Origin of the sequence: Citrobacter sp. Cpo071, from assembly GCF_030332765.1 — a bacterium.
Classification (GTDB): domain Bacteria; phylum Pseudomonadota; class Gammaproteobacteria; order Enterobacterales; family Enterobacteriaceae; genus Citrobacter; species Citrobacter portucalensis.
Genome location: NZ_JAOWHE010000084.1, coordinates 335,010 through 357,869 on the forward strand (window position 1 = coordinate 335,010; position 22,860 = coordinate 357,869).

Genomic DNA, 22,860 nt, shown 5'->3' on the forward strand with positions numbered 1-22,860 from the left:
CATCGCTAAAAGGGACGATGATGAAAGAGCGGGTATTTTAGAAAAAAATATCATCCCTTCGCCAGTTAAATTGATGAAAAAATTTGATTTAAGGCAATATGTTGCGATTCCTTTTTGAATCTTGGGTGAATGAAGCATAGTTCAATTAGCGAAAGGACGATGATTAAGTTCTGAAATTATATTCAGGAGAAAACATAAGAAGAATATTCTTATTTTTTTTGCTTTTGCGATTCACACCAGATTGATATCGGGTGTCCTGAGCGCCCGCTTGCCGTTATACTCCTGATAACTTGAAGGAAAAAGTTAGCATTTCCGGAGGCTTTATGATTCTCGAACGCGTTGAGATTGTTGGATTTCGTGGTATTAACCGTCTGTCGTTGATGCTGGAGCAGAGCAACGTGCTGATTGGGGAGAACGCGTGGGGTAAATCCAGTCTGCTGGATGCCTTAACCCTGCTGCTGTCGCCGGAGTCAGACTTGTATCATTTTGTCCGCGAGGATTTCTGGTTCCCGCCGGGTGATATACAGGGCCGGGAACACCACCTGCACATTATCCTGACGTTTCGTGAATCCCAGCCGGGTCGTCACCGGGTGCGTCGCTATCGTCCTCTGGAAGCCAGTTGGACGCCTTGCCAGGATGGCTATCACCGCATTTTTTATCGCCTGGAAGGCGAGTGTGCGGATGACGGTAGCGTTCTGACCTTGCGCAGTTTTCTTGATGGCGACGGCCATCCATTACCTCTCGATGACATTAACGATCAGGCGCGGCACCTTGTGCGTCTGATGCCGGTACTGCGTCTGCGCGACGCGCGATTTATGCGACGGATCCGCAACGGTACCGTGCCGGACTCGGCGGATGTCGAAGTCACCGCCCGCCAACTGGATTTTCTGGCGCGTGAGCTGGCTACCCGGCCGCAAAACCTGACCGACGGGCAGATCCGCCAGGGATTATCGGCCATGGTTCAGTTGTTGGAGCACTATTTTTCCGAGCAGGGGGCTGGCCAGTCCCGCTACCGTCTGATGCGCCGTCGCTCCAATAACGAACAACGGAGCTGGCGCTATCTGGACATTATTAACCGCATGATTGATAAACCCGGCGGACGTACGCACCGCGTGATCCTGCTGGGGCTATTTTCGACGCTGTTGCAGGCCAAAGGTACGCTAAGGCTGGATAAAGACGCCCGACCTTTACTGCTGGTGGAAGATCCGGAAACGCGTTTACATCCCATCATGCTGTCGGTGGCCTGGCACTTGTTGAATTTACTGCCTCTGCAGCGAGTGGCGACCACCAACTCCGGTGAGCTGCTGTCCCTTACGCCTGTTGAGCATGTTGTTCGTCTGGTACGTGAATCATCCCGCGTCGCTGCATGGCGGCTGGGGCCGGGTGGGATCAGTGCAGAAGATGGTCGGCGAATCGCATTTCATATTCGTTTTAATCGTGCGTCATCGTTGTTTGCCCGCTGCTGGCTGCTGGTGGAAGGTGAAACGGAAACCTGGGTCATTAACGAACTAGCCCGCCAGTGCGGACATCACTTTGATGCAGAAGGGATTAAAGTCATTGAATTTGCCCAGTCCGGTCTTAAGCCGCTGGTTAAATTCGCCCGCCGGATGGGGATAGAGTGGCACGTGCTGGTCGATGGCGATGAAGCCGGGAAAAAGTATGCGGCTACGGTACGTAGCTTATTGAATGACGACAGAGAGGAAGAGCGTGAGCATTTGACCATGCTCCCCGCGCTGGATATGGAACACTTTATGTATCGCCAGGGATTTGCTGACGTCTTTCACCGGGTGGCGCAAATTCCGGAGAATGTGCCTATGAATATGCGCAAAATAATCTCCAAGGCGATACATCGTTCGTCAAAACCGGATTTGGCCATTGAGGTGGCGATGGAAGCCGGGCGGCGGGGCGTTGATGCGGTGCCAACGCTGCTGCGAAAAATGTTTTCCCGCGTGCTGTGGCTGGCACGCGGCAGAGCGGATTAGTGGCGAAACATCGACGACAGCTGCGAATGGATGCTGTCCAGTAGCTGATAGCGGCGGCGGTATTCTGCGCGTTTTTTGCTGGCAATATCCGCCTCGCTTTTTCGCGCCAGCGTGCGTGGAATATGATAGTACCCGTTGCTGTCGCACTCACCGCCAACCGACTCCCAAAAAGTGTTGTAGTCGGAAAGAATTACCTTGTTTTTATCGTCGTAGCGCGGGCTACGAAAAATATGCTGTTCATTGCTTACAGCCAGAATTTGTTCGATATTTAATTGTTCCGCAAAACAGCAAATGGCTTCCATCACAATACGTTTTGGGAAAATCCCATGGCATGATTTGGTCGCTTTTTGAATTTCTTCATGTGGCAGTAATCGGCTTCCTCCCTGTAACCCGCCAATAAACAACGTACTGTTCCCTTCATAATTGCACAGCGTAAACGTCATTTCCGCTAAAGTCTCGCCAGCGCAATTGCGTACCAGAATGGTGCTTTCACCTTCTTTATCCAGTATGATGAATGAAGTCATTATTACACTAAATACTTCGCTATTTTTTCCCTCAATTTGTGCTAGTTGTAATCCATCTTCACTTAAATAATCCTTAAATTCAGTGGCTGAAAAAAAGCTGCGGATAGCATTGTAGTGATAACGCACGGCATCCAGTTTCGTTTTGTGGTCAAGGTTTTTCGCGAGATAGGCGCGATGCAAACGAACCGGCAATCGTGGCTGGCGTGCAAGTATGCTATCAAGGTCAGGCCATTGCGCCAACTCGGTCATCCATTCACGCGTTAATCGCGGCATAAGCGCTGAGCGCAACAAAAACTTACGACGAAAGCTACGCTGATGCCAAAATTGTCCTGGGCGCCAATGTCCGGTCATCAGGCTACAAAAGAGGCTAAAACTTGTGACTGGTTTTGAAGAAAGAAAAGTGCTTTCAGTTAGCTGGCTCATAATATAAATCCGATTGATACCTTTGTACTAATTTCAGCACAGCGGATCTTAACCATTCATCAATAACTCTGTTATTCTTGCGCTTTTCAACGGCGATTTATTTAACGTTGATGTTTAGCACTCCACTCTGGTGGGCGTATTGGGGGAATTGGGACATTTATGAAGCTCAAGGGAAAAATCAAAAAACGCTATTTTCTGTTCGCCGTCATCCTTATTGTGGCGGTAATTGCACTTTGGCAAACGCTTAATGCACCTTTACCTCAGTATCAAACATTAATTGTTCGACCTGGCGATCTGCAACAAAGCGTACTGGCTACCGGTAAGCTGGATGCGCTGCGTAAAGTTGACGTCGGGGCGCAGGTCAGCGGGCAGTTAAAAACGCTGTCGGTTGCGATTGGCGATAAAGTAAAAAAAGATCAGTTGCTCGGCGTTATCGATCCTGAACAGGCGCAAAACCAAATCAAAGAGGTTGAAGCGACGCTAATGGAATTGCGCGCCCAGCGTTTACAAGCCGAAGCTGAGTGGAAGCTGGCGCGGGTCACTCTCTCCCGCCAACAACAGCTGGCGAAAACCCAGGCCGTTTCACAGCAGGATCTCGACACGGCGGCCACCGAAATGGCGGTCAAACAGGCGCAAATTGGCACAATTGACGCGCAAATTAAGCGTAATCAGGCCTCTCTCGATACGGCAAAAACCAACCTTGATTACACCCGCATCGTTGCGCCAATGGCTGGCGAAGTAACACAAATTACTACCCTGCAGGGGCAAACCGTTATTGCCGCCCAGCAGGCACCTAACATTCTGACCCTGGCCGATATGAGCACCATGCTGGTGAAAGCGCAGGTTTCTGAGGCTGATGTAATTCACCTGCATCCTGGGCAAAAGGCCTGGTTTACCGTGCTGGGCGATCCGCAAACACGCTATGAAGGTAAGCTCAAAGATGTTCTTCCGACGCCAGAGAAAGTGAATGATGCGATTTTCTACTATGCCCGCTTTGAAGTTCCCAACCCGAAAGGGATCCTGCGTCTGGATATGACCGCGCAGGTCCATATCCAGCTCACTGATGTCAAAAATGTCCTGACGATCCCGCTGTCGGCGCTGGGCGATCCTATCGGCAACAATCGTTATAACGTCAGGCTGCTGCGTAACGGCGAAACCCGCGAACGTGAAGTGGTTATCGGCGCGCGTAATGACACCGATGTGGAGATCGTGAAAGGGCTGGAAGAGGGGGATGAAGTCATTACCGGTGAGGGCAACGCTGGAGCTGCAAAATGACGGCATTGCTTGAACTGAGCCATATCCGCCGCAGCTATCCGTCAGGCGAAGGCCAGGTTGAGGTGTTGAAGGACGTATCCTTGAGCATTCAGGCCGGGGAAATGGTGGCGATTGTCGGGGCGTCGGGTTCGGGTAAATCGACGCTGATGAACATTCTCGGTTGTCTGGATAAGCCAACCAGCGGTACGTATCGGGTTGCCGGACGCGATGTCTCTACGCTGGATAGCGATGCGCTAGCGCAGCTGCGTCGTGAGCATTTCGGTTTTATCTTCCAGCGCTATCACCTGCTGTCGCATTTAACCGCCGCACAAAACGTTGAGGTACCGGCGGTCTATGCGGGCACTGAACGTAAGCAGCGCCTGGCGCGTGCGCAGGAATTACTCCAGCGGCTGGGGCTGGGTGACCGGGTTGACTATCAACCTTCCCAGCTTTCCGGTGGTCAGCAGCAGCGGGTCAGTATCGCGCGTGCGCTGATGAACGGGGGGCAGGTTATTCTTGCCGACGAACCCACCGGTGCGCTGGATAGCCATTCCGGCGAAGAGGTGATGGCGATTTTGCATCAGCTGCGCGATCGCGGGCATACGGTAATTATCGTTACTCACGATAGCCAGGTCGCCGCGCAGGCCGAACGGGTCATTGAAATTCGTGACGGCGAGATTGTGCGCAATCCACCGCCACAGAACCCCTCTGGCGGACGCGATATCGCGGAGCCAACGGTGAAAACGGCATCCGGCTGGAGCCAGTTTGTCAGCGGTTTTCGTGAAGCGCTTACGATGGCCTGGCTGGCAATGGCCGCGAATAAGATGCGTACGCTACTGACCATGCTTGGGATCATCATCGGTATTGCTTCGGTGGTGTCGATCGTGGTGGTAGGCGATGCGGCTAAACAGCTGGTACTGGCAGATATTCGCGCTATTGGTACTAACACCATTGATATCTATCCAGGCAAAGACTTCGGCGACGACGATCCGCAATATCAACAGGCGTTGAAGTATGACGATTTGACGGCGCTACAGAAGCAGCCCTGGGTCAGTTCAGTAACGCCTGCGGTGTCGAAGAACCTGCGGTTACGCTATGGCAATATCGACGTTGCTGCCAGTGCTAATGGCGTTAGCGGCGACTATTTCAACGTCTATGGCATGACATTTAGCGAAGGGACCACCTTTAACGCCGAGCAACTGGCGGGCCGTGCTCAGGTGGTGGTGCTCGACAGCAATACCCGTCGTCAGTTGTTCCCCAATAAAGCGAAAGTTGTTGGCGAAGTCGTGCTGGTGGGGAATATGCCTGCCACGGTGATTGGTGTTGCAGAAGAGAAACAGTCGATGTTTGGCAGTAGCAAGATCCTGCGTGTCTGGCTGCCTTACAGCACTATGTCCGGGCGCATTATGGGACAGTCGTGGCTGAACTCGATCACCGTGCGGGTGAAGGATGGTTTTGACAGTGCCCAGGCCGAACAGCAACTGACCCGACTGTTGACGTTGCGCCACGGTAAGAAGGATTTCTTCACCTGGAATATGGACGGCATCTTGAAAACCGCCGAAAAGACCACACGTACATTACAACTCTTCCTGACGCTGGTGGCGGTGATTTCGCTGGTGGTCGGTGGGATTGGCGTGATGAATATTATGCTGGTTTCAGTAACCGAACGAACGCGTGAGATTGGTATTCGTATGGCGGTTGGCGCTCGCGCCAGTGACGTGCTGCAACAGTTCTTAATTGAAGCGGTGTTAGTGTGTCTGGTTGGCGGCGCGTTGGGCATTAGCCTGTCGATGCTGATCGCTTTTACGCTACAGCTATTTCTGCCGGGCTGGGAAATTGGATTCTCACCCGTCGCGCTGTTGACGGCGTTCCTGTGTTCGACTGCAACCGGGGTGTTGTTTGGCTGGTTACCGGCGCGGAATGCGGCACGTCTGGATCCAGTAGATGCTCTGGCGCGGGAATAATGCCACAGAGATAAAAATGCCAGCCGCAAGGGCTGGCATTTTGACTGCGGGATGTACACAATGAGACAGAAGAGCTATGCGACAGCTTCTGCTTCAATGACAGGCACGATGACACTGGCATGATTGCCTTTTGGCCCCTGGTGGACATCAAACTGGACAGACTGTCCGGCTTTTAGCGTTCTGTAACCATCCATCTGAATGGTGGAATAATGGGCGAAAATATCTTCGCCGCCGCCTTCGGGGCAAATGAAACCAAACCCTTTGGCGTTGTTGAACCACTTAACAGTACCCGTTTCCATACTTCGACATCCTTCGTAAATCTTATATAAGTAAGATGGAATGAACCGGTGGCGGAGTGGGGGCTGTTCAAAACCTCGCCAACTCTCGAAACTACAATTTAGAGAAATCAGGCGGGGCGTCAAGCGCCATGCAGACGGAATAGGGTAAAAATGCATCAAAATTTGAAGCAGTTAACGCTATTGTCGGTTATGTGACAGATGTCGCGGATGGCACTAATAGATGATAGTTATCTAATACTTGAGGTAGATTGATTGTGCGCATAGGCTGCTTGTCAGCGGCAAGATTTTCTGCCGGAAACCGTAACTGAAGATGACGACTGACAATGGGTAAGACGAACGACTGGCTGGATTTCGATCTGCTGGCGGAAGACAAATTGCGCGACGCGCTAAAACCGCCATCTATGTATAAAGTGATATTAGTCAATGATGATTACACTCCGATGGAGTTTGTTATTGACGTGTTACAAAAATTCTTTTCTTATGATGTAGAACGTGCAACGCAACTGATGCTTGCAGTTCACTATCAAGGCAAAGCTATCTGCGGCGTGTTCACTGCCGAAGTGGCTGAAACCAAAGTAGCGATGGTGAACAAATATGCGAGGGAGAACGAGCATCCGTTGCTGTGTACGCTGGAAAAAGCCTGAATGCAGGCATAAACATTGGGGGAGGTGCCTATGCTCAATCAAGAACTGGAACTCAGTTTAAACATGGCTTTCGCCAGAGCGCGCGAGCACCGACATGAGTTTATGACCGTCGAGCACTTGTTACTGGCGTTGCTCAGTAACCCATCGGCCCGCGAAGCGCTGGAAGCGTGTTCTGTGGATCTGGTGGCGCTCCGTCAGGAACTCGAAGCCTTCATTGAACAGACCACACCTGTATTGCCTGCCAGTGAGGAAGAACGCGACACGCAGCCAACGTTGAGTTTTCAGCGTGTACTGCAACGCGCGGTCTTTCATGTTCAGTCCTCCGGGCGCAATGAAGTTACCGGCGCAAATGTGCTGGTCGCTATCTTCAGCGAGCAGGAATCTCAGGCGGCTTATCTGCTGCGTAAGCATGAAGTGAGCCGCCTTGATGTGGTGAATTTTATTTCTCATGGCACGCGCAAAGACGAACCCAGTCAGTCTTCTGACTCTGGGAATCAGCCAAATAACGAAGAGCAAGCTGGCGGGGAGGACCGTATGGAAAACTTCACGACTAACCTTAACCAGCTTGCCCGAGTGGGTGGAATTGATCCGCTCATTGGCCGGGACAAAGAGCTGGAGCGCGCCATTCAGGTACTGTGCCGTCGCAGAAAAAACAACCCGCTGCTGGTGGGAGAGTCTGGTGTCGGTAAAACCGCCATTGCTGAAGGCCTCGCCTGGCGTATCGTCCAGGGTGATGTGCCTGAAATCATGGCTGATTGCACCCTTTACTCCCTGGATATCGGCTCGCTGTTGGCTGGCACCAAATATCGCGGTGATTTTGAAAAACGCTTTAAGGCGCTGCTGAAACAGCTGGAACAGGATACTAACAGCATTCTGTTTATCGATGAGATCCACACCATTATCGGTGCGGGTGCGGCATCGGGCGGCCAGGTGGATGCGGCTAACCTGATCAAGCCGCTGCTCTCCAGCGGTAAGATCCGTGTGATAGGGTCCACAACCTATCAGGAATTCAGCAATATCTTTGAAAAGGATCGTGCGTTAGCGCGCCGTTTCCAGAAAATCGATGTCACTGAGCCATCGGTAGAAGAGACCGTGCAGATAATCAACGGTCTGAAGCCGAAATACGAAGCGCACCATGACGTCCGCTATACCGCCAAAGCGGTGCGTGCAGCGGTCGAACTGGCGGTGAAATACATTAACGATCGTCATCTGCCGGATAAAGCGATTGACGTGATCGATGAGGCGGGCGCGCGTGCGCGTCTGATGCCGGTCAGCAAGCGCAAGAAAACCGTCAACGTGGCGGATATCGAGTCCGTTGTGGCCCGCATTGCGCGGATCCCGGAGAAGAGCGTTTCGCAGAGCGATCGCGACACGCTGAAAAACCTGGGCAACCGTCTGAAAATGCTGGTATTCGGACAGGATAAAGCCATTGAGGCGCTGACTGAAGCGATCAAAATGAGCCGTGCCGGTCTGGGACACGAGCATAAACCGGTCGGTTCGTTCCTGTTTGCCGGACCAACTGGCGTCGGTAAGACCGAAGTCACGGTGCAGTTGTCCAAAGCGCTGGGTATTGAACTGCTGCGTTTTGATATGTCCGAATATATGGAACGCCACACCGTCAGCCGCCTGATTGGTGCGCCTCCGGGGTATGTTGGTTTCGACCAGGGCGGTTTGCTGACCGATGCTGTTATTAAGCATCCGCATGCCGTACTGCTGCTGGATGAAATCGAAAAAGCGCACCCGGATGTCTTTAACCTGCTGCTGCAAGTGATGGATAACGGCACGCTGACCGACAATAACGGGCGTAAAGCGGATTTCCGCAACGTGGTGCTGGTCATGACCACCAACGCCGGTGTGCGTGAAACTGAGCGTAAATCGATTGGGTTGATTCATCAGGACAACAGTACTGATGCAATGGGCGAAATCAAAAAAGTGTTTACGCCGGAATTCCGTAACCGTCTCGACAACATTATCTGGTTTGATCATCTCTCTACCGAGGTGATTCATCAGGTTGTTGATAAGTTTATCGTCGAGCTTCAGGTTCAGCTGGATCAGAAAGGTGTCTCTCTGGAAGTGAGCCAGGAAGCACGTGACTGGCTGGCAGAGAAAGGCTATGACCGCGCAATGGGCGCACGTCCAATGACGCGTGTGGTCCAGGATAACCTGAAAAAACCATTGGCTAACGAACTGCTGTTCGGTTCGCTGGTGGATGGTGGCCAGGTGACCGTTGCGCTGGATAAAGAGAAAAATGAGCTGACCTATGGTTTCCAGAGTGCGCAAAAGCACAAGCCAGAAGCAGCACATTAATCTTTAATCACCTAATCAGCCGGGCGTAATGCCCGGTTTTTTTTCGCCTGATAATCGTGATTTGAATTGGGATATTCAGGGAGTTTAAACGGCAGGCAAAAAATAAGCCTGCGTAAGGGAGATTACGCAGGCTAAGGAGGTGGTTCCTGGTACAGCTAGCATTTATGGGTTATGTTTTTCAGCGGAGGGGATAATACCCTTAATGAACGAAACGGTATGTGATCGATTTCTAAGAATCTTCCGAACGCTGAAAAATAACCGTAATTAACTACTTAGTATGCGGGTTGCGCGTGGACTCACCGGTAAAATTACGCATCAACAATGCATAATTCAGATCGATATCCTCTGGTACTGGCATCCACACGGTGTAACCATCGCCCGGCGCAACCGGCATGGCTTCACCTTTCGCGTTTTCCATCTGTTCGAGGGTAAAATTGATGTTTCCCTGTGGGGTCATCAGCTCCAGGCTGTCGCCGACGGTGAATTTGTTTTTCACCAGTACGGCGGCCAGTTCACCTTTACGTTCGCCGGTGAATTCGCCGACAAACTGCTGACGCTCGGAAACAGAGAAGCCGTATTCGTAGTTCTGATAGTCGTCATGGGTATGGCGGCGCAGGAACCCTTCGGTGTAACCACGATGCGCCAGGCCTTCCAGCGTTTCCAGCAGTTGCGGGTCGAACGGTTTACCGGCTGCGGCATCATCAATGGCTTTACGATAGACCTGCGCGGTACGTGCACAGTAATAGTATGACTTGGTGCGGCCTTCGATCTTCAGCGAATGCACGCCCATCTGCGTCAGGCGTTCAACGTGGGCAATGGCACGCAAATCCTTTGAGTTCATGATGTAAGTGCCATGTTCGTCTTCGAACGCGGTCATATACTCACCCGGACGCTGGGCTTCTTCAATCATAAAGACTTTGTCTGTCGGTGCGCCGATACCCAGCGTAGGCTCAACGTTTTGTACCGGAATAGGCTCGTACTTATGCACGATATTGCCCACCACGTCTTCTTTGCCTTCCTGCACGTTGTATTCCCAGCGGCAGGCATTGGTGCAGGTACCCTGGTTAGGGTCACGTTTGTTGATATAGCCAGAAAGCAGGCAACGGCCGGAGTAGGCCATACACAGCGCACCGTGAACGAAGATCTCAAGCTCCATATCCGGCACCTGGGTGCGGATCTCTTCGATTTCTTCCAGCGACAGCTCGCGGGAGAGGATCACGCGGGTCAGCCCCATCTGCTTCCAGAATTTCACCGTCGCCCAGTTTACGGCGTTAGCCTGTACTGAAAGGTGAATGTCCATGTCAGGGAAGTTTTCGCGCACCAGCATAATCAGACCAGGGTCTGACATGATCAGTGCATCCGGCCCCATTTCCACCACCGGTTTCAGATCACGAATGAAGGTCTTCAGCTTGGCATTGTGTGGGGCAATGTTAACCACCACATAGAATTTTTTACCCAGTTCATGGGCTTCATTAATGCCGAGCTGCAGGTTTTCGTGGTTGAATTCGTTGTTGCGTACGCGCAGTGAGTAACGCGGTTGGCCCGCATACACAGCGTCAGCGCCATAGGCGAAAGCGTAACGCATGTTTTTCAGCGTTCCCGCCGGGGAAAGGAGTTCCGGTTTAAACATAATTTTCTCGTTCTGATGACAGGTCAGACTCGCCTCACTCAATGAGGCGGTTAGGGGAGTGCCCCCATATTAAGGGCGGGCATTGTAGCGCTGCGAGGAAGTCAGGTAAAGAAAAACGCCGGGCGACAGCGTTGCGTTACCCGGCTGAGCAAATAATTATCAGGTCTTATCTTTTATCGTCTGACTGACACCATTGGTCTTAACTGAAGCAATACCGGTCTCGCGTGACTGTTCATTCGCATACAGTTGACTGCTACCAATAATCTGGTGGTTTGCAGCTTTCAGGTTGAAATGTAATTTGCCATTAGACGCTGTTTTTTTCTCATAACGCTCATCCAGAGGGCTGTTAGCATGGACAGATGCGATCCCTTTTTCTGCAGCACCTTTTGTAGTGTAAAGCTCACTGGTAAGGATTATTTCCCCGTTCCCAGCTTTAAGAACAAAGCGGTACTGATCATCGCTACTCTTACTTAATTCAAACCAACCAGCCATATGAACTCCTTGATTAAAAGTTTTATATCAAACAGTTATTGACGACAGTATTGTCAGAAAGAGTATGAGCGATATTTGGAGAGTTGCTAGTTACCAGGGCTCACGGAGCAGCGGAGCCCTGAAGGGCAGGAGAGTTTAAGCAATTCGGCAGGCGTCGGCTTCCCAGCGATACCCCACGCCATAGACCGCGCGGATAAACGACTGCTCGGCATCCAGCGACTCCAGCTTGCGTCGCAGGTTCTTAATATGGCTGTCGATGGTGCGGTCGGTAACGACGCGGTAATCGTCATAGAGATGATTGAGCAACTGTTCACGGGAGAACACTTTACCCGGCTCATGTGACAACGTTTTAAGTAAGCGGAATTCGGCGGGCGTTAAATCGAGCATCTTCCCACGCCAGGAGGCCTGAAAACGGCCTTCATCGACGATAAGCGGGCTGTCTGCATCCATTTGTTGCAGTTCGCGCTGCGGTTTGCAGCGGCGCAGGATCGTTTTTACGCGCGCGACAACTTCGCGCGGGCTGTAAGGTTTACAAATATAATCATCAGCACCGATCTCCAGCCCCAGCAGGCGATCAATCTCTTCGATTTTAGCGGTTACCATCATGATGGGGACTTCTGAGAAGCGGCGGATTTCCCGACACAGAGTCAGACCGTCGGTACCGGGCAGCATCAGATCCAACAAGATCAGATCGGGCGGCGTTTGGCGCACGTAAGGCAGAACCAGGTCGCCGTGGTTGATCAGCGTAGGGGCATAGCTCGCTGCTCGCAGGTAGTCGATCAGCAGTTGCCCCAGCTTAGGCTCATCTTCCACGATCAGAATACGCGGTGTGTTTTCATCAATGGGTAACTCAGTCATACATCTCTCTGTAAATCGCGTTCCAGCGGTAACTCTACTGTAATGCTAACCCCACCAAAAGGCGAATGGGCGGCGCGGATTAGACCATTATGCGCTTGTACGATATTGACGCAAATCGCCAGCCCCAACCCGGAACCTCCGCTGGCGCGGTTGCGCGAGCCTTCGGTGCGATAAAATCGTTCAAACAGCTTCTGTAACTGCTCGTCACTTACGCCGGGAGCGGAATCAGCGAAGGTTAATAACACCATGCGTTCGCGTTGTTCGGCGCTGATATGCAACCCGCCACCGCTATCGGTGTAGCGCAGACTGTTTTCCAGCAGGTTGTTGAACAGCTGCATCAGACGATCCCTGTCACCAAATACCGTCATGCTGTCGGGGAGCGAAAGCTGTATGGTCAATCCACGGCTGGAGAAGCGTTCACGAAATGCGCCGCTTGCCACTTCCAATAGGGGGATGAGGTCCAGCGATGTTTTCTGGTAGGCCAGCGCGCCTTCATCTGACATGGAGAGCTGATGAAGGTCGTCAACCAGTTTGGTGAGCGTACCGACTTCAGCCTGCAACGAGGCAACGGAGTCAGGGGTAAACTGGCGGACACCATCCTGAATGGCCTCCAGTTCACCGCGCAACACCGCCAACGGCGTACGCAGTTCGTGAGAAATATCGGCCATAAAGTCACGACGCATCTGCTGGTTTTTTTCCAGTGTACTGGCGAGCTGGTTGAAGTCCTGCGCCAGCTTGCCCAGCTCATCCGTACTGGTTGGCGTAACGCGAGTGGTGAAATCGCCCGCCGCCAGTTTGTGCGTGCCTTCCACCAACCGCTTAACCGGGGCCAGCAGGCTGCGCGCCAGCGTAAACGTCGCCAGCGCGGCCAGGATCGTGGAGAGCGCAACGATAAGCCAGCTGGATCGTCGTTGCTGCATGTCGAAATTGATATCCGTATTCCGCGTTAAGCGTTCCACAGGAGAGGCAATCACGGCGCCCACTTCGCTACCGTTAACGCGTATGGGATGGCGCATGCCGTCGCGAGGAACTGGGCCGCGCGGGCCGACAAGCACACGGGCGTTTTGGTCGACAACCCAAAACTGTGTACGCCAGCCGTGCGGCGGCATGCCTGGACCCGGTTTATCATCGTCGTTGTCGTGTTCAAAAGAGCGCAGGATCTGGAAAACAAAACGATCGTTATTGCGTAAGAATCGCCAGTTGCCGTGCTGCTCGTACTGCTCGCTTAATGCGTCGCTGAGCATTTGCAGCCGCTGCTCGTTGCCGTGCTTGATATAGTCAATAAAACCACGTTCGAAGCTAATGCGTACGGCCCAGTGCATGCTGATCAGCAACACAATGCAGGTGGCGAAAATCGCCAGAAACAGTTTGCCGGTGATACCGGGCCGCCAGAACTTCATCAGGTGCTCCTTTTGCGCCGTGAAATCACCGCGTTGGTTTGCGTGTCGTTCGGCACGCGGGCAAAAATAATGGCGGGCAGCGCAATAATGAAGGCGATGCACAGCCAGGTATACATAAAGACGGTATGCGTACTTCCGCTGTCGATGGCGATATGCTGTTGGCCGAACATGCCCAGCAGCAGGCCTGCGATGGTCACACCAATACTCATCGATAGCTGCATGATCATCGACAGCAGGCTGTTACCGCTGCTGGCCAGATCGTCAGGCAGATCTTTTAACGTAAGCGTGTTCATGGATGAAAAACGTGTTGAGTTGACCATTCCCTGTAAAAACAGCACGAAGGGCAGGGCGTAATACCAGCCCAGCAGTGCCGTGGTCATTAGCAACAGACTGACCAGCGACAGGCCAAGCGTAGTGGTAATCAGCACACGACGGTAACCAAAGCGGTTAACGACCTGCACCACAATGCGCTTCATGCCCATACTGCCCAGCACCATCGGGATCATCATCAGCCCGGCATGAAAAGGTGAAAAACCGAGGCCAATCTGTAAAAACACTGGTGTCATAAACGGCAACATGCCGCTGCCGATGCGTCCGGCAAAACTGCCGAACAGACCTAGCGAGAAGGTTGGTGTGCGAAACAGATTCAGGCTAAATAGCGCACGCGGATTACGATGGGCGTGTTTCAGATACAGCGCAATAGCCAGCACCCCGCAGATAACCAACGCCGCCAGCGTGATACTGGAGAGGCCGGTTCCTTTGCTGCCATCGAGCGCCAGCGTCAGTACCGCCATGCCGACCGCCAGCATCGCGAACCCTGAGAGGTCGAAACGTCGGGTTTGCATGGTGTAGTTGGGCATCAGCATTAACGTCGCTATCGCGCCGACAATGCCTACCGGAATATTAATCAAAAATATCCAGTGCCAGGAGGCGTATTCAACCAGAATTCCGCCTAACGCTGGGCCCAGCAGCGGGCCGATTTGACCGGGTAAAGTGACAAACGTCATTGCCGCCATATATTGCTCACGCGGGACGATTTTCATCACCGTTAGCCTGCCGACCGGCACCATCATCGCACCGCCAACGCCTTGTAAGACGCGCGCCATCACCAGCTCGTTGAGTGTGCTGGACCCGGCGCAAAACAGCGAGCCAAGCGTAAACAGGATGATGGCGGTGAAGAAGATATTACGCACGCCAACTTTGTCCGCCAGCCATCCGCTGGCGGGCAGCATCACGGCAACAGTTAAAACATATGACACAATGACCATATGCATGTGTAACGGGCTTTCCCCGAGGCTTGCCGCCATCGAGGGAAGCGCGGTGTTAACGATGGTGGTATCCAGCGACTGCATAAAAAAGCCAAATGCCACAATCCAAAGTTGCCAGCGGGTGCTGTCGGGAAGTTCTGTCATAACTCTGCTACCGGTTTGCTGTTTTTACGCGAAAAACGCAGACGCAGACGGTCGAAAAAGAGATAGACCACGGGCGTGGTGTACAGCGTCAGGAGCTGACTCACGACCAGCCCACCGACAATGGTTATCCCCAAAGGCTGACGCAGTTCAGAGCCATCTCCTGCGGATAACACCAACGGCAACGCGCCAAACAACGCCGCCAGCGTGGTCATCATTATTGGGCGAAAGCGCAACAGGCAGGCCTGGAAAATAGCTTCTTCCGGCTGTAGTTTGCCGTTTCTCTGCGCTTCCAGCGCAAAATCGACCATCATGATGGCGTTTTTCTTCACAATGCCAATTAATAGCATGATCCCTATCAGGGCGATTAGGCTGAACGGGGCATTGAACAGTTCCAGCGCCAGCAACGCCCCGACGCCAGCCGAAGGTAGCGTGGAGAGAATGGTCAGCGGATGGACATAGCTTTCATACAGCATCCCCAGCACGATATAGACCGTGGCGATGGCGGCGATAATCAGGATCACCTGCGAATTCATGGTGTCCTGAAATACCTGTGCGGTACCGGCAAAGCTACCGCGAACCGTGGAAGGGACGCCGAGCTGGGTCATGGTTCTGTTGATGGCCTCTGTCGCTTCTGACAGTGAAGAACCTGTCGGCAGGTTAAACGACACGGTTGAGGCGGCAGACAAGCCCTGATGGTTCACAGACAGTGGCGCATTCGCCGGCTGCCATTTAGCAAAGTACGATAACGGGATCGCTTTACCGTCATTGTTGATGACGAACATTTTGTCCAGTGCGCTGATGTCCTGGGTGTAACGTCGATCGACCTCCATCACCACTTTGTACTGGTTCATCGGCTGATAGATGGTAGAGATCTGTCGTTGTCCGAAAGCATTATTCAACAGGCTGTTGGCGGCTGCCACGTCGATCCCCAGACGAGACATGGTGTCGCGATCGTAAATCAGATTCATCTCCGCGCCATTGTCTTGCTGATCGGAGTTGACGTCTGCCAGTTGGGGCAGGGCGGCAAGCGCCTTACGGATCTTCGGTTCCCACTCACGCAACGCCGCGAGATCGTCGGACAGCAATGTGTATTGATAGCTGGCGTTGGCCTGGCGTCCACCAACGCGAATATCTTGCACCGCCATTAAAAACAGATTCGCACCTGGCTCTTTTGAAAGCGCGACGCGCAGGCGGTCGATCACCTGTTGAGCGGTTTCACGGCGTTCATCGCGTGGCTTGAGGGTAATAAACATCATCCCGCTGTTGACCCGCGAACCACCGGTAAAACCGGTGACGTTATTCACCGCCGGGTCGTCGCGGATGATCTTCATAAAGTCCTGCAGTTTGCCGCGCATCGCCTGAAATGAGATGCTCTGGTCGGCCTGGATCCCACCCATCAATACGCCGGTATCCTGCTCCGGGAAGAAGGTTTTGGGGATGGAAATATAAAGCCAGATATTCAGCGCGATGGTGCCAAGTAACACCACGCCTACCAGCCGCGTATGGCGTAGCACCCATTTAAGCGAGGTGCCGTAACTCTGTTGCAGCGCCACTAGCACACGACCAAAACCCCGTTTGCGAGACTGTTCGCGCGGGGTGCTGGATTTGAGCATCCAGCCGCACATCATTGGCGTTAATGTCAGCGACACCAGCAGCGAGATACCGATAGCAACCGACAGCGTGACGGCAAATTCGCGTAGCAAGCGCCCAGGCAATCCGCCCATTAACAGCAGTGGCAGGAACACCGCCACCAGCGACAGACTCATGGAGAGCACGGTGAATCCCACTTCGCGCGTACCCTGTAACGCCGCCTGGAGCGGCTTCATTCCTGCTTCCAGGTGGCGGGCAATATTTTCCAGCACAACGATGGCGTCATCGACGACAAATCCCGTAGCAATGGTGAGCGCCATCAACGACAGGTTGTTCAGGCTGAATCCACACAGATACATGGCGGCAAAGGTACCGATCAGCGAGACCGGAACTGCTACCGCGGGGATCAGCGTCGCACGCCCGGAGCGCAGGAAAATAAAGACCACCAGGATAACCAGCGCCACGGAGATAATCAGCGTCTGTTCGACTTCTTCCAGCGAGGCGCGAATAGTCGGCGAGCGGTCCTGGGCGATTTGCAGATCGATGGCGGCCGGGACCAGCGTTTGTAACTCCGGCAATTTGGCGCGAATGCTGTCTACCGTCTGAATGATATTGGCTTCCGGTAGCTTGCGGATCATCAGCAGAATGGCCGGTTTGGCATTGGTCATCCCCGCGTTGCGTACGTCCTGCACCGAGTCGGTTACAGACGCAACGTCGCCCAGTCGCACCGCCGCGCCGTTATTGTAGTGGATGATAATCGGCTGGTATTCGGCGGCGGTTTTCAGCTCATCGTTGGTTTGGACCTGCCAGCGGTGGGTATCATTCTCGATAGCGCCCTGCGGCTTACGTACATTGGCGTTGTCAATTGCGCTACGCACGTCGTCCAGCGACACGCCCTGGTTAAACAGCGCCTGCGGATTAAGCCCTACACGCACGGCAGGCAGAGAGCTGCCTCCAACGTCCACGTCGCCCACGCCGTCAATTTGCGCGATGGTTTGCGCCAGTTGGGTTGATGCGAAATCGTACAATTCACCTTGCGAGTACGTGTCCGACGTTAGCGTCAGGATCATGATTGGCGCATCGGAAGGATTGGCTTTGCGATACGTTGGTCGGCTCGGCATCCCGCTGGGTAGCAGACTTTGCGCGGCGTTAATTGCGGCCTGAACGTCCCGCGCCGCGCCATTGATGTCACGGTCGAATTTGAATTCGAGAATAATACGCGTACTGCCAAGTGAACTGCTCGAAGTCATTTCGTTCACGCCCGCAATGCGCCCCAGCGAGCGCTCCAGCGGAGTTGCGACCGAGGACGCCATCGTTTCGGGTGAGGCACCCGGTAACGATGCGCTGACCATGATCACCGGAAAATCCACCTGCGGTAGCGGAGCGACCGGCAGCAGACGAAATCCGAGTATGCCGCACAGGGTGATGGCTACCGAAATAAGAATGGTCGCCACCGGACGATGAATGAAAAGCGCTAAAAATTTCATTTACGCTTCCTCTTCCTGACGTGGGAAGCGGCTTTTCACGTACAACGACAGACGGTCAAACAGCAGATAAATCACCGGGGTGGTAAACAGGGTTAATACCTGACTCACCAGCAGCCCACCGACCATGCCAATACCTAATGGGCGACGTAACTCTGCGCCCACGCCGGTACTCAACATCAGCGGTAACGCGCCGAGCAGTGCCGCCAGTGTAGTCATCAGGATCGGGCGAAAACGCAGCAGACAAGCCTGGAAAATGGCATCGCGTGGTGACATTCCCTGTTCGCGCTCCGCGGCAAGGGCAAAGTCGATCATCATGATGGCGTTTTTCTTGACGATACCGATGAGCAAAATAATGCCGATAATCGCGATGACGTCCAGTTCGCTCCCGGCAATCATTAACGCCAGGAGCGCCCCGACGCCCGCCGTCGGCAACGTGGAGAGAATAGTAATTGGGTGAATAAAGCTCTCATACAGCACGCCGAGGACGATATACATCGCGACAACCGCAGCCACAATCAACCAGATGGTATTTCCCAGCGCGGCCTGGAAGGCGAGCGTGCTGCCCTGGAACTGGGTGGTAATATTGGCGGGCAGGTTAAGCGTTTTTTCGGTATCCAGAATGGCCTGTACCGCATCACCCAGCGACCACTCGTCTGGCACGTTGAACGAGATGGTGGTGACCGGGAACTGATCGAGGTGGTTAATCGACAGCGGGGCAAAACGCTGTTCAACACTGGCGATCGCGCTGAGCGGTACTATGCCGCCGTCGCTACTGGTCAGACGTATTGTATCCAGTGCCGCAAGCCCTGGCGTATTGTTGGTGTCATGTTCTAACACCACGCGATACTGATTTGCCTGGGTGTAGATGGTTGAAATCAGTCGCTGGCCGAAGGCGTTGTACAGGGCGTTGTCGACATCTGACATGCTGATGCCCAAACGGCTGGCGCTGTCGCGATTGACGTTCACATACGCTACCAGCCCTTTGTCCTGCCAGTCGCTACTGACATCGGACAGTTGCGGTAGCTGATTTAGTTTTGCTATCAGCTGTGGAACCCAGGTGCTGAGGGCATCAAGGGATGTCGCTTGCAACGTGAACTGATATTGCGTCCGGCTGACCTGAGTATCAATCGTCAGATCCTGAGTGGGCTGAAGATAAAGGTCAACGCCGGGAACTCTGTCAACCGCATCCTGTAGGCGCGCAATCACTTTCTGCACCCGATCGTCACGTTCATCCAGCGGCTTAAGGTTGATTTGTAAGCGCGCGCTGTTCAATGCCGTATTAGTGCCGTCCACACCGACAAAAGCGGTCAGGCTTTCTACCGCCGGATCTTGCAGGATGACATCTGAGACCTGACGCTGACGCTGAGCCATGCTGGCAAACGAGCTGGACTGTGGTGCCTGCAGCGTGCCCTGGATGATGCCGTTATCCTGGATCGGAAAGAAGCCTTTGGGGATAAAGACCCATAGCATAACGCTCAGCACCAGCGTGCCGAGTGCAACGCCCAGCGTGAGCCACGGATGGTTGAGCACTTTCGCCAGCCAGTGGCCGTACCCGGCAATGACGCGATCAAACATTCGCTCTGAGGCACGGGAGAAGCGGTTTTGCTTACGCAATGAGGCCTGATTCAGCATACGCGCGCACATCATCGGCGTAAGAGTGAGCGAGACAACAGCGGAAATCAGAATCGCCACGGCCAGCGTCACAGCGAACTCCCGGAACAATCGGCCTACGATATCACCCATAAACAGCAGTGGGATCAGTACGGCGATCAGTGAAAATGTCAGAGAGATGATGGTAAAACCAATCTCGCCCGCGCCCTTCAGGGCCGCAGTCAGCGGTTTTTCGCCTTTTTCGATATAGCGTGAAATATTCTCGATAACCACGATAGCGTCATCCACCACAAAACCTGTCGCAATGGTTAGCGCCATGAGGGTCAGGTTGTTGATGGAGAAATCGAGGAATACCATCACCGCGAAGGTGCCGATTAACGATAACGGTACGGCGACCGCAGGAATAATGGTTGCCGGAATATTGCGTAAAAACAGGTAGATAATCATGACTACCAGCGCAATCGCCAGCATCAATTCAAATTGGGTATCCGCTACGGACGCACGGATATTGGTCGTACGATCGGAAAGTACGCTGACCTTAACCGATTTGGGCAGGCTCTCGGTGAGCTGCGGCAGCATCTGGCGGATACTGTCAGCAGTGGAAATGATGTTCGCGCCAGGCTGACGCTGAACATTCATCACAATGGCTTGTTGCTTATTGGCCCATGCGCCCAGCCAGCTGTTTTCGGCCCCTTGTTCTACGGTGGCGACATCGCCCAGACGAACCGGCGCCCCGTTTTTATAGGCAACAATGAGCTGACGATATTCATCCGCGGACTGCATCTGGTCGTTGGCTGAAAGGGTAACGGCACGCGTTGGGCCATCAAGACTCCCTTTTGCCGAATTGACGTTGGCACCGGTAATGGCCGTACGGATGGTTTCGCTGGTCAGACCGAGTGCGGCAATGGCCTGAGCGTTAAGTTTCACGCGGACCGCCGGACGTTGCCCACCAGAAAGTGTTACCAGACCCACGCCGGAAACCTGAGAGATTTTCTGCGCGACGCGGGTTTCGACCATATCTTCCACCTGCGTCATCGGCATGGCGCTGGATGTGACCGCCAGCGTCATGATCGGCGGATCTGCCGGGTTTACCTTGCTGTATACCGGAGGGTTAGGGAGATCGCTGGGTAATAAATTGGTGGCGGCGTTAATCGCGGCCTGAACTTCCTGCTCGGCTACATCCAACGGGAGCGTCAGTTGAAACTGTAACGTAACGACCGATGCGCCACCGGAGCTTTGTGATGACATCTGTTTTAAGCCAGACATCTGTCCAAACTGACGTTCAAGCGGTGCGGTGACCGCCGAGGTCATGACGTCCGGGCTGGCGCCTGGGTAGAGCGTAACGACCTGAATCGTGGGGTAATCCACTTCAGGTAAGGCGGCGATTGGCAGGAAGCGATAACCGATAATTCCGGCAAGCAAAATCGCGACCATCAGCAGCGTGGTGGCGACGGGGCGCAGAATAAACAGGCGCGATGGTCCGCCTGTGTTGTCCGGAGGTAACACCTGCATCAGGAGTTGGCTCCTTTTTTGCCGTATCCGCGTGGCGCTGTTTTCTCGTCCTGAACAGAGGCGTCGTGCGCCTCAACGACTTCGACTTTTGCGCCTTCCGTCAGACGATCAATACCGTCGGTCACGACCCGATCGCCCGCAGACAGCCCGGCAGTAACCACCACTTTTTGGCTATCCTGAACTCCCGGTTTAACCAGGTGTTTGCTCACTTTATTGTCGCTATTCAGTACCCAGACAAAGTGGCCTTCGTTACCCATTTGCAGGGCGGCAGTTGGGATCACAACGGCATTTTGTTGTGTGTCGACCAGCATGCGGGCGTTAACGAACTGGTTAGGGAATAAAGCATCATCCTGATTGTTAAAACGAGCCTTTACTTTGATTGTTCCGGTGGTGGCATCAATCTGATTGTCGAGACTGAGCAGGACGCCTTCGCTCAGCTTTTGCGAATTGGTTCGGTCCCAGGCTTCGACCTTCAGCTGGCTCCCCGATTTTTGTGCCTGCAATACGGTAGCAATGTCGTTTTCAGGCAACGTAAATATCAGGTCGATGGGATGCGTTTGCGTAATGACGACGATTCCGGTGGTATCGCCGTTGGAAATTTGGTTACCGACATCGACCTGTTTCAGGCCGACACGACCATCGACAGGCGCGGTTATCCGGCTCCAGTCGAGCTGCAACTGAGCGCTGGCGACACTGGCTTCATCCGCTTTGATTGTGCCTAACGTCTCGTTGACCAGCGCCTGCTGGGCATCCAGCTCCTGGCGGGAGACCAGATTGGTTTTAACCAACTGTTGATAGCGGGCAAGATCGCGACGGGCATTCGCCAGCGTGGCTTTATCTTTTGCCAGTTGTCCCTGCGCCTGAGCCAGAGCAACTTTGAACTGGCTGGGATCTATCTCTGCCAGCAGGTCGCCGGCTTTTACTTGTTGTCCTTCCTCAAAGTGTAAGGCGATGAGTTGACCATCCACCCGACTACGCACCGTGGCGGTATTTGCGGCAGTAACGGTCCCCAGCCCTGTCAGATAGCGTGGCACGGCTTCCTCGGTGGCGGTGGCAGCCTGCACGGGAGCCAACGGTCCGGAGCGCATTCCACGCCGTCCTGACCCCGCCGTGTGCTGCGCGGGTTTGGTCGCGCCCGGTGCGGTTCCCTGGGATGCGCTGCGGCTTTGCCAGAACCAGATGGCGGCGACGGCGGCCACGACGATCACGATTGCTATCACCCAGCGGGATTTATTACTGCCTTTCATTGTTATGAGTTTCTCATCCTGAAACGATTCGCGGAATGATACTAGTTTAGCCAGCGAACAAGGGAGAAAAATGGAGGAATTATGAAACACTGTCGGGATTCGTCTGAATGGTGACGCGGCTTTGCGAGGCGTTACGCAACAATCGGTGGTGAAGATAGCGAATACTCAATTGTGCGATAGAGTGCTGACAAGGCAAAAAGGAGGAAAGCCAGAGATTTCAGCGG

The 22,860-nt window shown here is 53.6% G+C and carries 15 protein-coding genes; 5 read left to right on the top strand and 10 right to left on the bottom strand.

Annotated elements, in window-relative coordinates:
- The first annotated feature begins 323 nt into the window (after positions 1 to 323).
- The gene (locus OGY09_RS16855) at positions 324 to 1,982 is read left to right on the top strand and encodes an ATP-dependent endonuclease (protein WP_003834292.1); all 1,659 of its coding nucleotides are present in this window, start codon (positions 324 to 326) and stop codon (positions 1,980 to 1,982) included.
- Here OGY09_RS16855 and OGY09_RS16860 read toward each other — a convergent pair.
- The gene (locus OGY09_RS16860; RefSeq protein ID WP_032943951.1) at positions 1,979 to 2,929 is read right to left on the bottom strand and encodes a VirK/YbjX family protein; all 951 of its coding nucleotides are present in this window, start codon (positions 2,927 to 2,929) and stop codon (positions 1,979 to 1,981) included. The genes OGY09_RS16855 and OGY09_RS16860 overlap by 4 nt on opposite strands.
- A gap of 159 nt (positions 2,930 to 3,088) precedes the next feature.
- Here OGY09_RS16860 and macA point away from each other — a divergent pair, with 159 nt between their 5' ends.
- Both macA and macB read left to right on the top strand, forming a co-directional pair.
- Positions 3,089 to 4,204 (top strand): macrolide transporter subunit MacA, encoded by a 1,116-nt coding sequence (gene macA, locus OGY09_RS16865; protein WP_032943950.1) that lies wholly within the window; start codon positions 3,089 to 3,091, stop codon positions 4,202 to 4,204.
- The gene (gene macB, locus OGY09_RS16870) at positions 4,201 to 6,147 is read left to right on the top strand and encodes a macrolide ABC transporter ATP-binding protein/permease MacB (protein WP_032943949.1); all 1,947 of its coding nucleotides are present in this window, start codon (positions 4,201 to 4,203) and stop codon (positions 6,145 to 6,147) included. Before macA ends, macB begins: the two co-directional genes overlap by 4 nt.
- 74 nt (positions 6,148 to 6,221) lie before the next feature.
- On the opposite strand, the gene cspD is transcribed toward macB, so the two are convergent.
- Entirely contained in the window at positions 6,222 to 6,446 is a 225-nt protein-coding gene (cspD, locus tag OGY09_RS16875; RefSeq protein WP_003036813.1) for a cold shock-like protein CspD, read from the bottom strand.
- A 323-nt stretch (positions 6,447 to 6,769) separates the two neighbouring features.
- Here cspD and clpS point away from each other — a divergent pair, with 323 nt between their 5' ends.
- Together clpS and clpA are read left to right on the top strand one after the other, a co-directional pair.
- Positions 6,770 to 7,090 carry an ATP-dependent Clp protease adapter ClpS gene (clpS, locus tag OGY09_RS16880; RefSeq protein WP_003036810.1) on the top strand — a complete coding sequence of 107 codons (321 nt, stop codon included), beginning with the start codon at positions 6,770 to 6,772 and terminating at the stop codon, positions 7,088 to 7,090.
- A gap of 30 nt (positions 7,091 to 7,120) precedes the next feature.
- A complete protein-coding gene (clpA, locus tag OGY09_RS16885) occupies positions 7,121 to 9,397 on the top strand; it encodes an ATP-dependent Clp protease ATP-binding subunit ClpA (protein ID WP_003036804.1) in 2,277 nt (758 codons plus the stop codon).
- Positions 9,398 to 9,665: 268 nt separating this feature from the next.
- Here clpA and trhP read toward each other — a convergent pair whose 3' ends face one another.
- The 8 genes from trhP to OGY09_RS16925 form a co-directional block, all read right to left on the bottom strand.
- Positions 9,666 to 11,027 (bottom strand): prephenate-dependent tRNA uridine(34) hydroxylase TrhP, encoded by a 1,362-nt coding sequence (gene trhP, locus OGY09_RS16890; RefSeq protein WP_032943948.1) that lies wholly within the window; start codon positions 11,025 to 11,027, stop codon positions 9,666 to 9,668.
- A 159-nt stretch (positions 11,028 to 11,186) separates the two neighbouring features.
- Entirely contained in the window at positions 11,187 to 11,519 is a 333-nt protein-coding gene (locus tag OGY09_RS16895) for a YegP family protein (protein WP_008785215.1), read from the bottom strand.
- Between the two features lie 135 nt (positions 11,520 to 11,654).
- On the bottom strand, positions 11,655 to 12,377 hold the full coding sequence (gene baeR, locus OGY09_RS16900; protein ID WP_032943946.1) for an envelope stress response regulator BaeR: 723 nt from the start codon (positions 12,375 to 12,377) through the stop codon (positions 11,655 to 11,657).
- The gene (baeS, locus tag OGY09_RS16905) at positions 12,374 to 13,777 is read right to left on the bottom strand and encodes an envelope stress sensor histidine kinase BaeS (RefSeq protein WP_032943945.1); all 1,404 of its coding nucleotides are present in this window, start codon (positions 13,775 to 13,777) and stop codon (positions 12,374 to 12,376) included. Before baeS ends, baeR begins: the two co-directional genes overlap by 4 nt.
- Positions 13,777 to 15,189 carry an MFS transporter gene (locus OGY09_RS16910; RefSeq protein WP_003834276.1) on the bottom strand — a complete coding sequence of 471 codons (1,413 nt, stop codon included), beginning with the start codon at positions 15,187 to 15,189 and terminating at the stop codon, positions 13,777 to 13,779. Before OGY09_RS16910 ends, baeS begins: the two co-directional genes overlap by 1 nt.
- A complete protein-coding gene (mdtC, locus tag OGY09_RS16915; protein WP_032943944.1) occupies positions 15,186 to 18,266 on the bottom strand; it encodes a multidrug efflux RND transporter permease subunit MdtC in 3,081 nt (1,026 codons plus the stop codon). Before mdtC ends, OGY09_RS16910 begins: the two co-directional genes overlap by 4 nt.
- The gene (locus OGY09_RS16920; protein WP_032943943.1) at positions 18,267 to 21,389 is read right to left on the bottom strand and encodes an MdtB/MuxB family multidrug efflux RND transporter permease subunit; all 3,123 of its coding nucleotides are present in this window, start codon (positions 21,387 to 21,389) and stop codon (positions 18,267 to 18,269) included.
- Complete coding sequence (locus OGY09_RS16925) at positions 21,389 to 22,636, bottom strand: MdtA/MuxA family multidrug efflux RND transporter periplasmic adaptor subunit (protein ID WP_032943941.1); 1,248 nt, start codon at positions 22,634 to 22,636, stop codon at positions 21,389 to 21,391. Before OGY09_RS16925 ends, OGY09_RS16920 begins: the two co-directional genes overlap by 1 nt.
- Positions 22,637 to 22,860 lie beyond the last annotated feature (224 nt).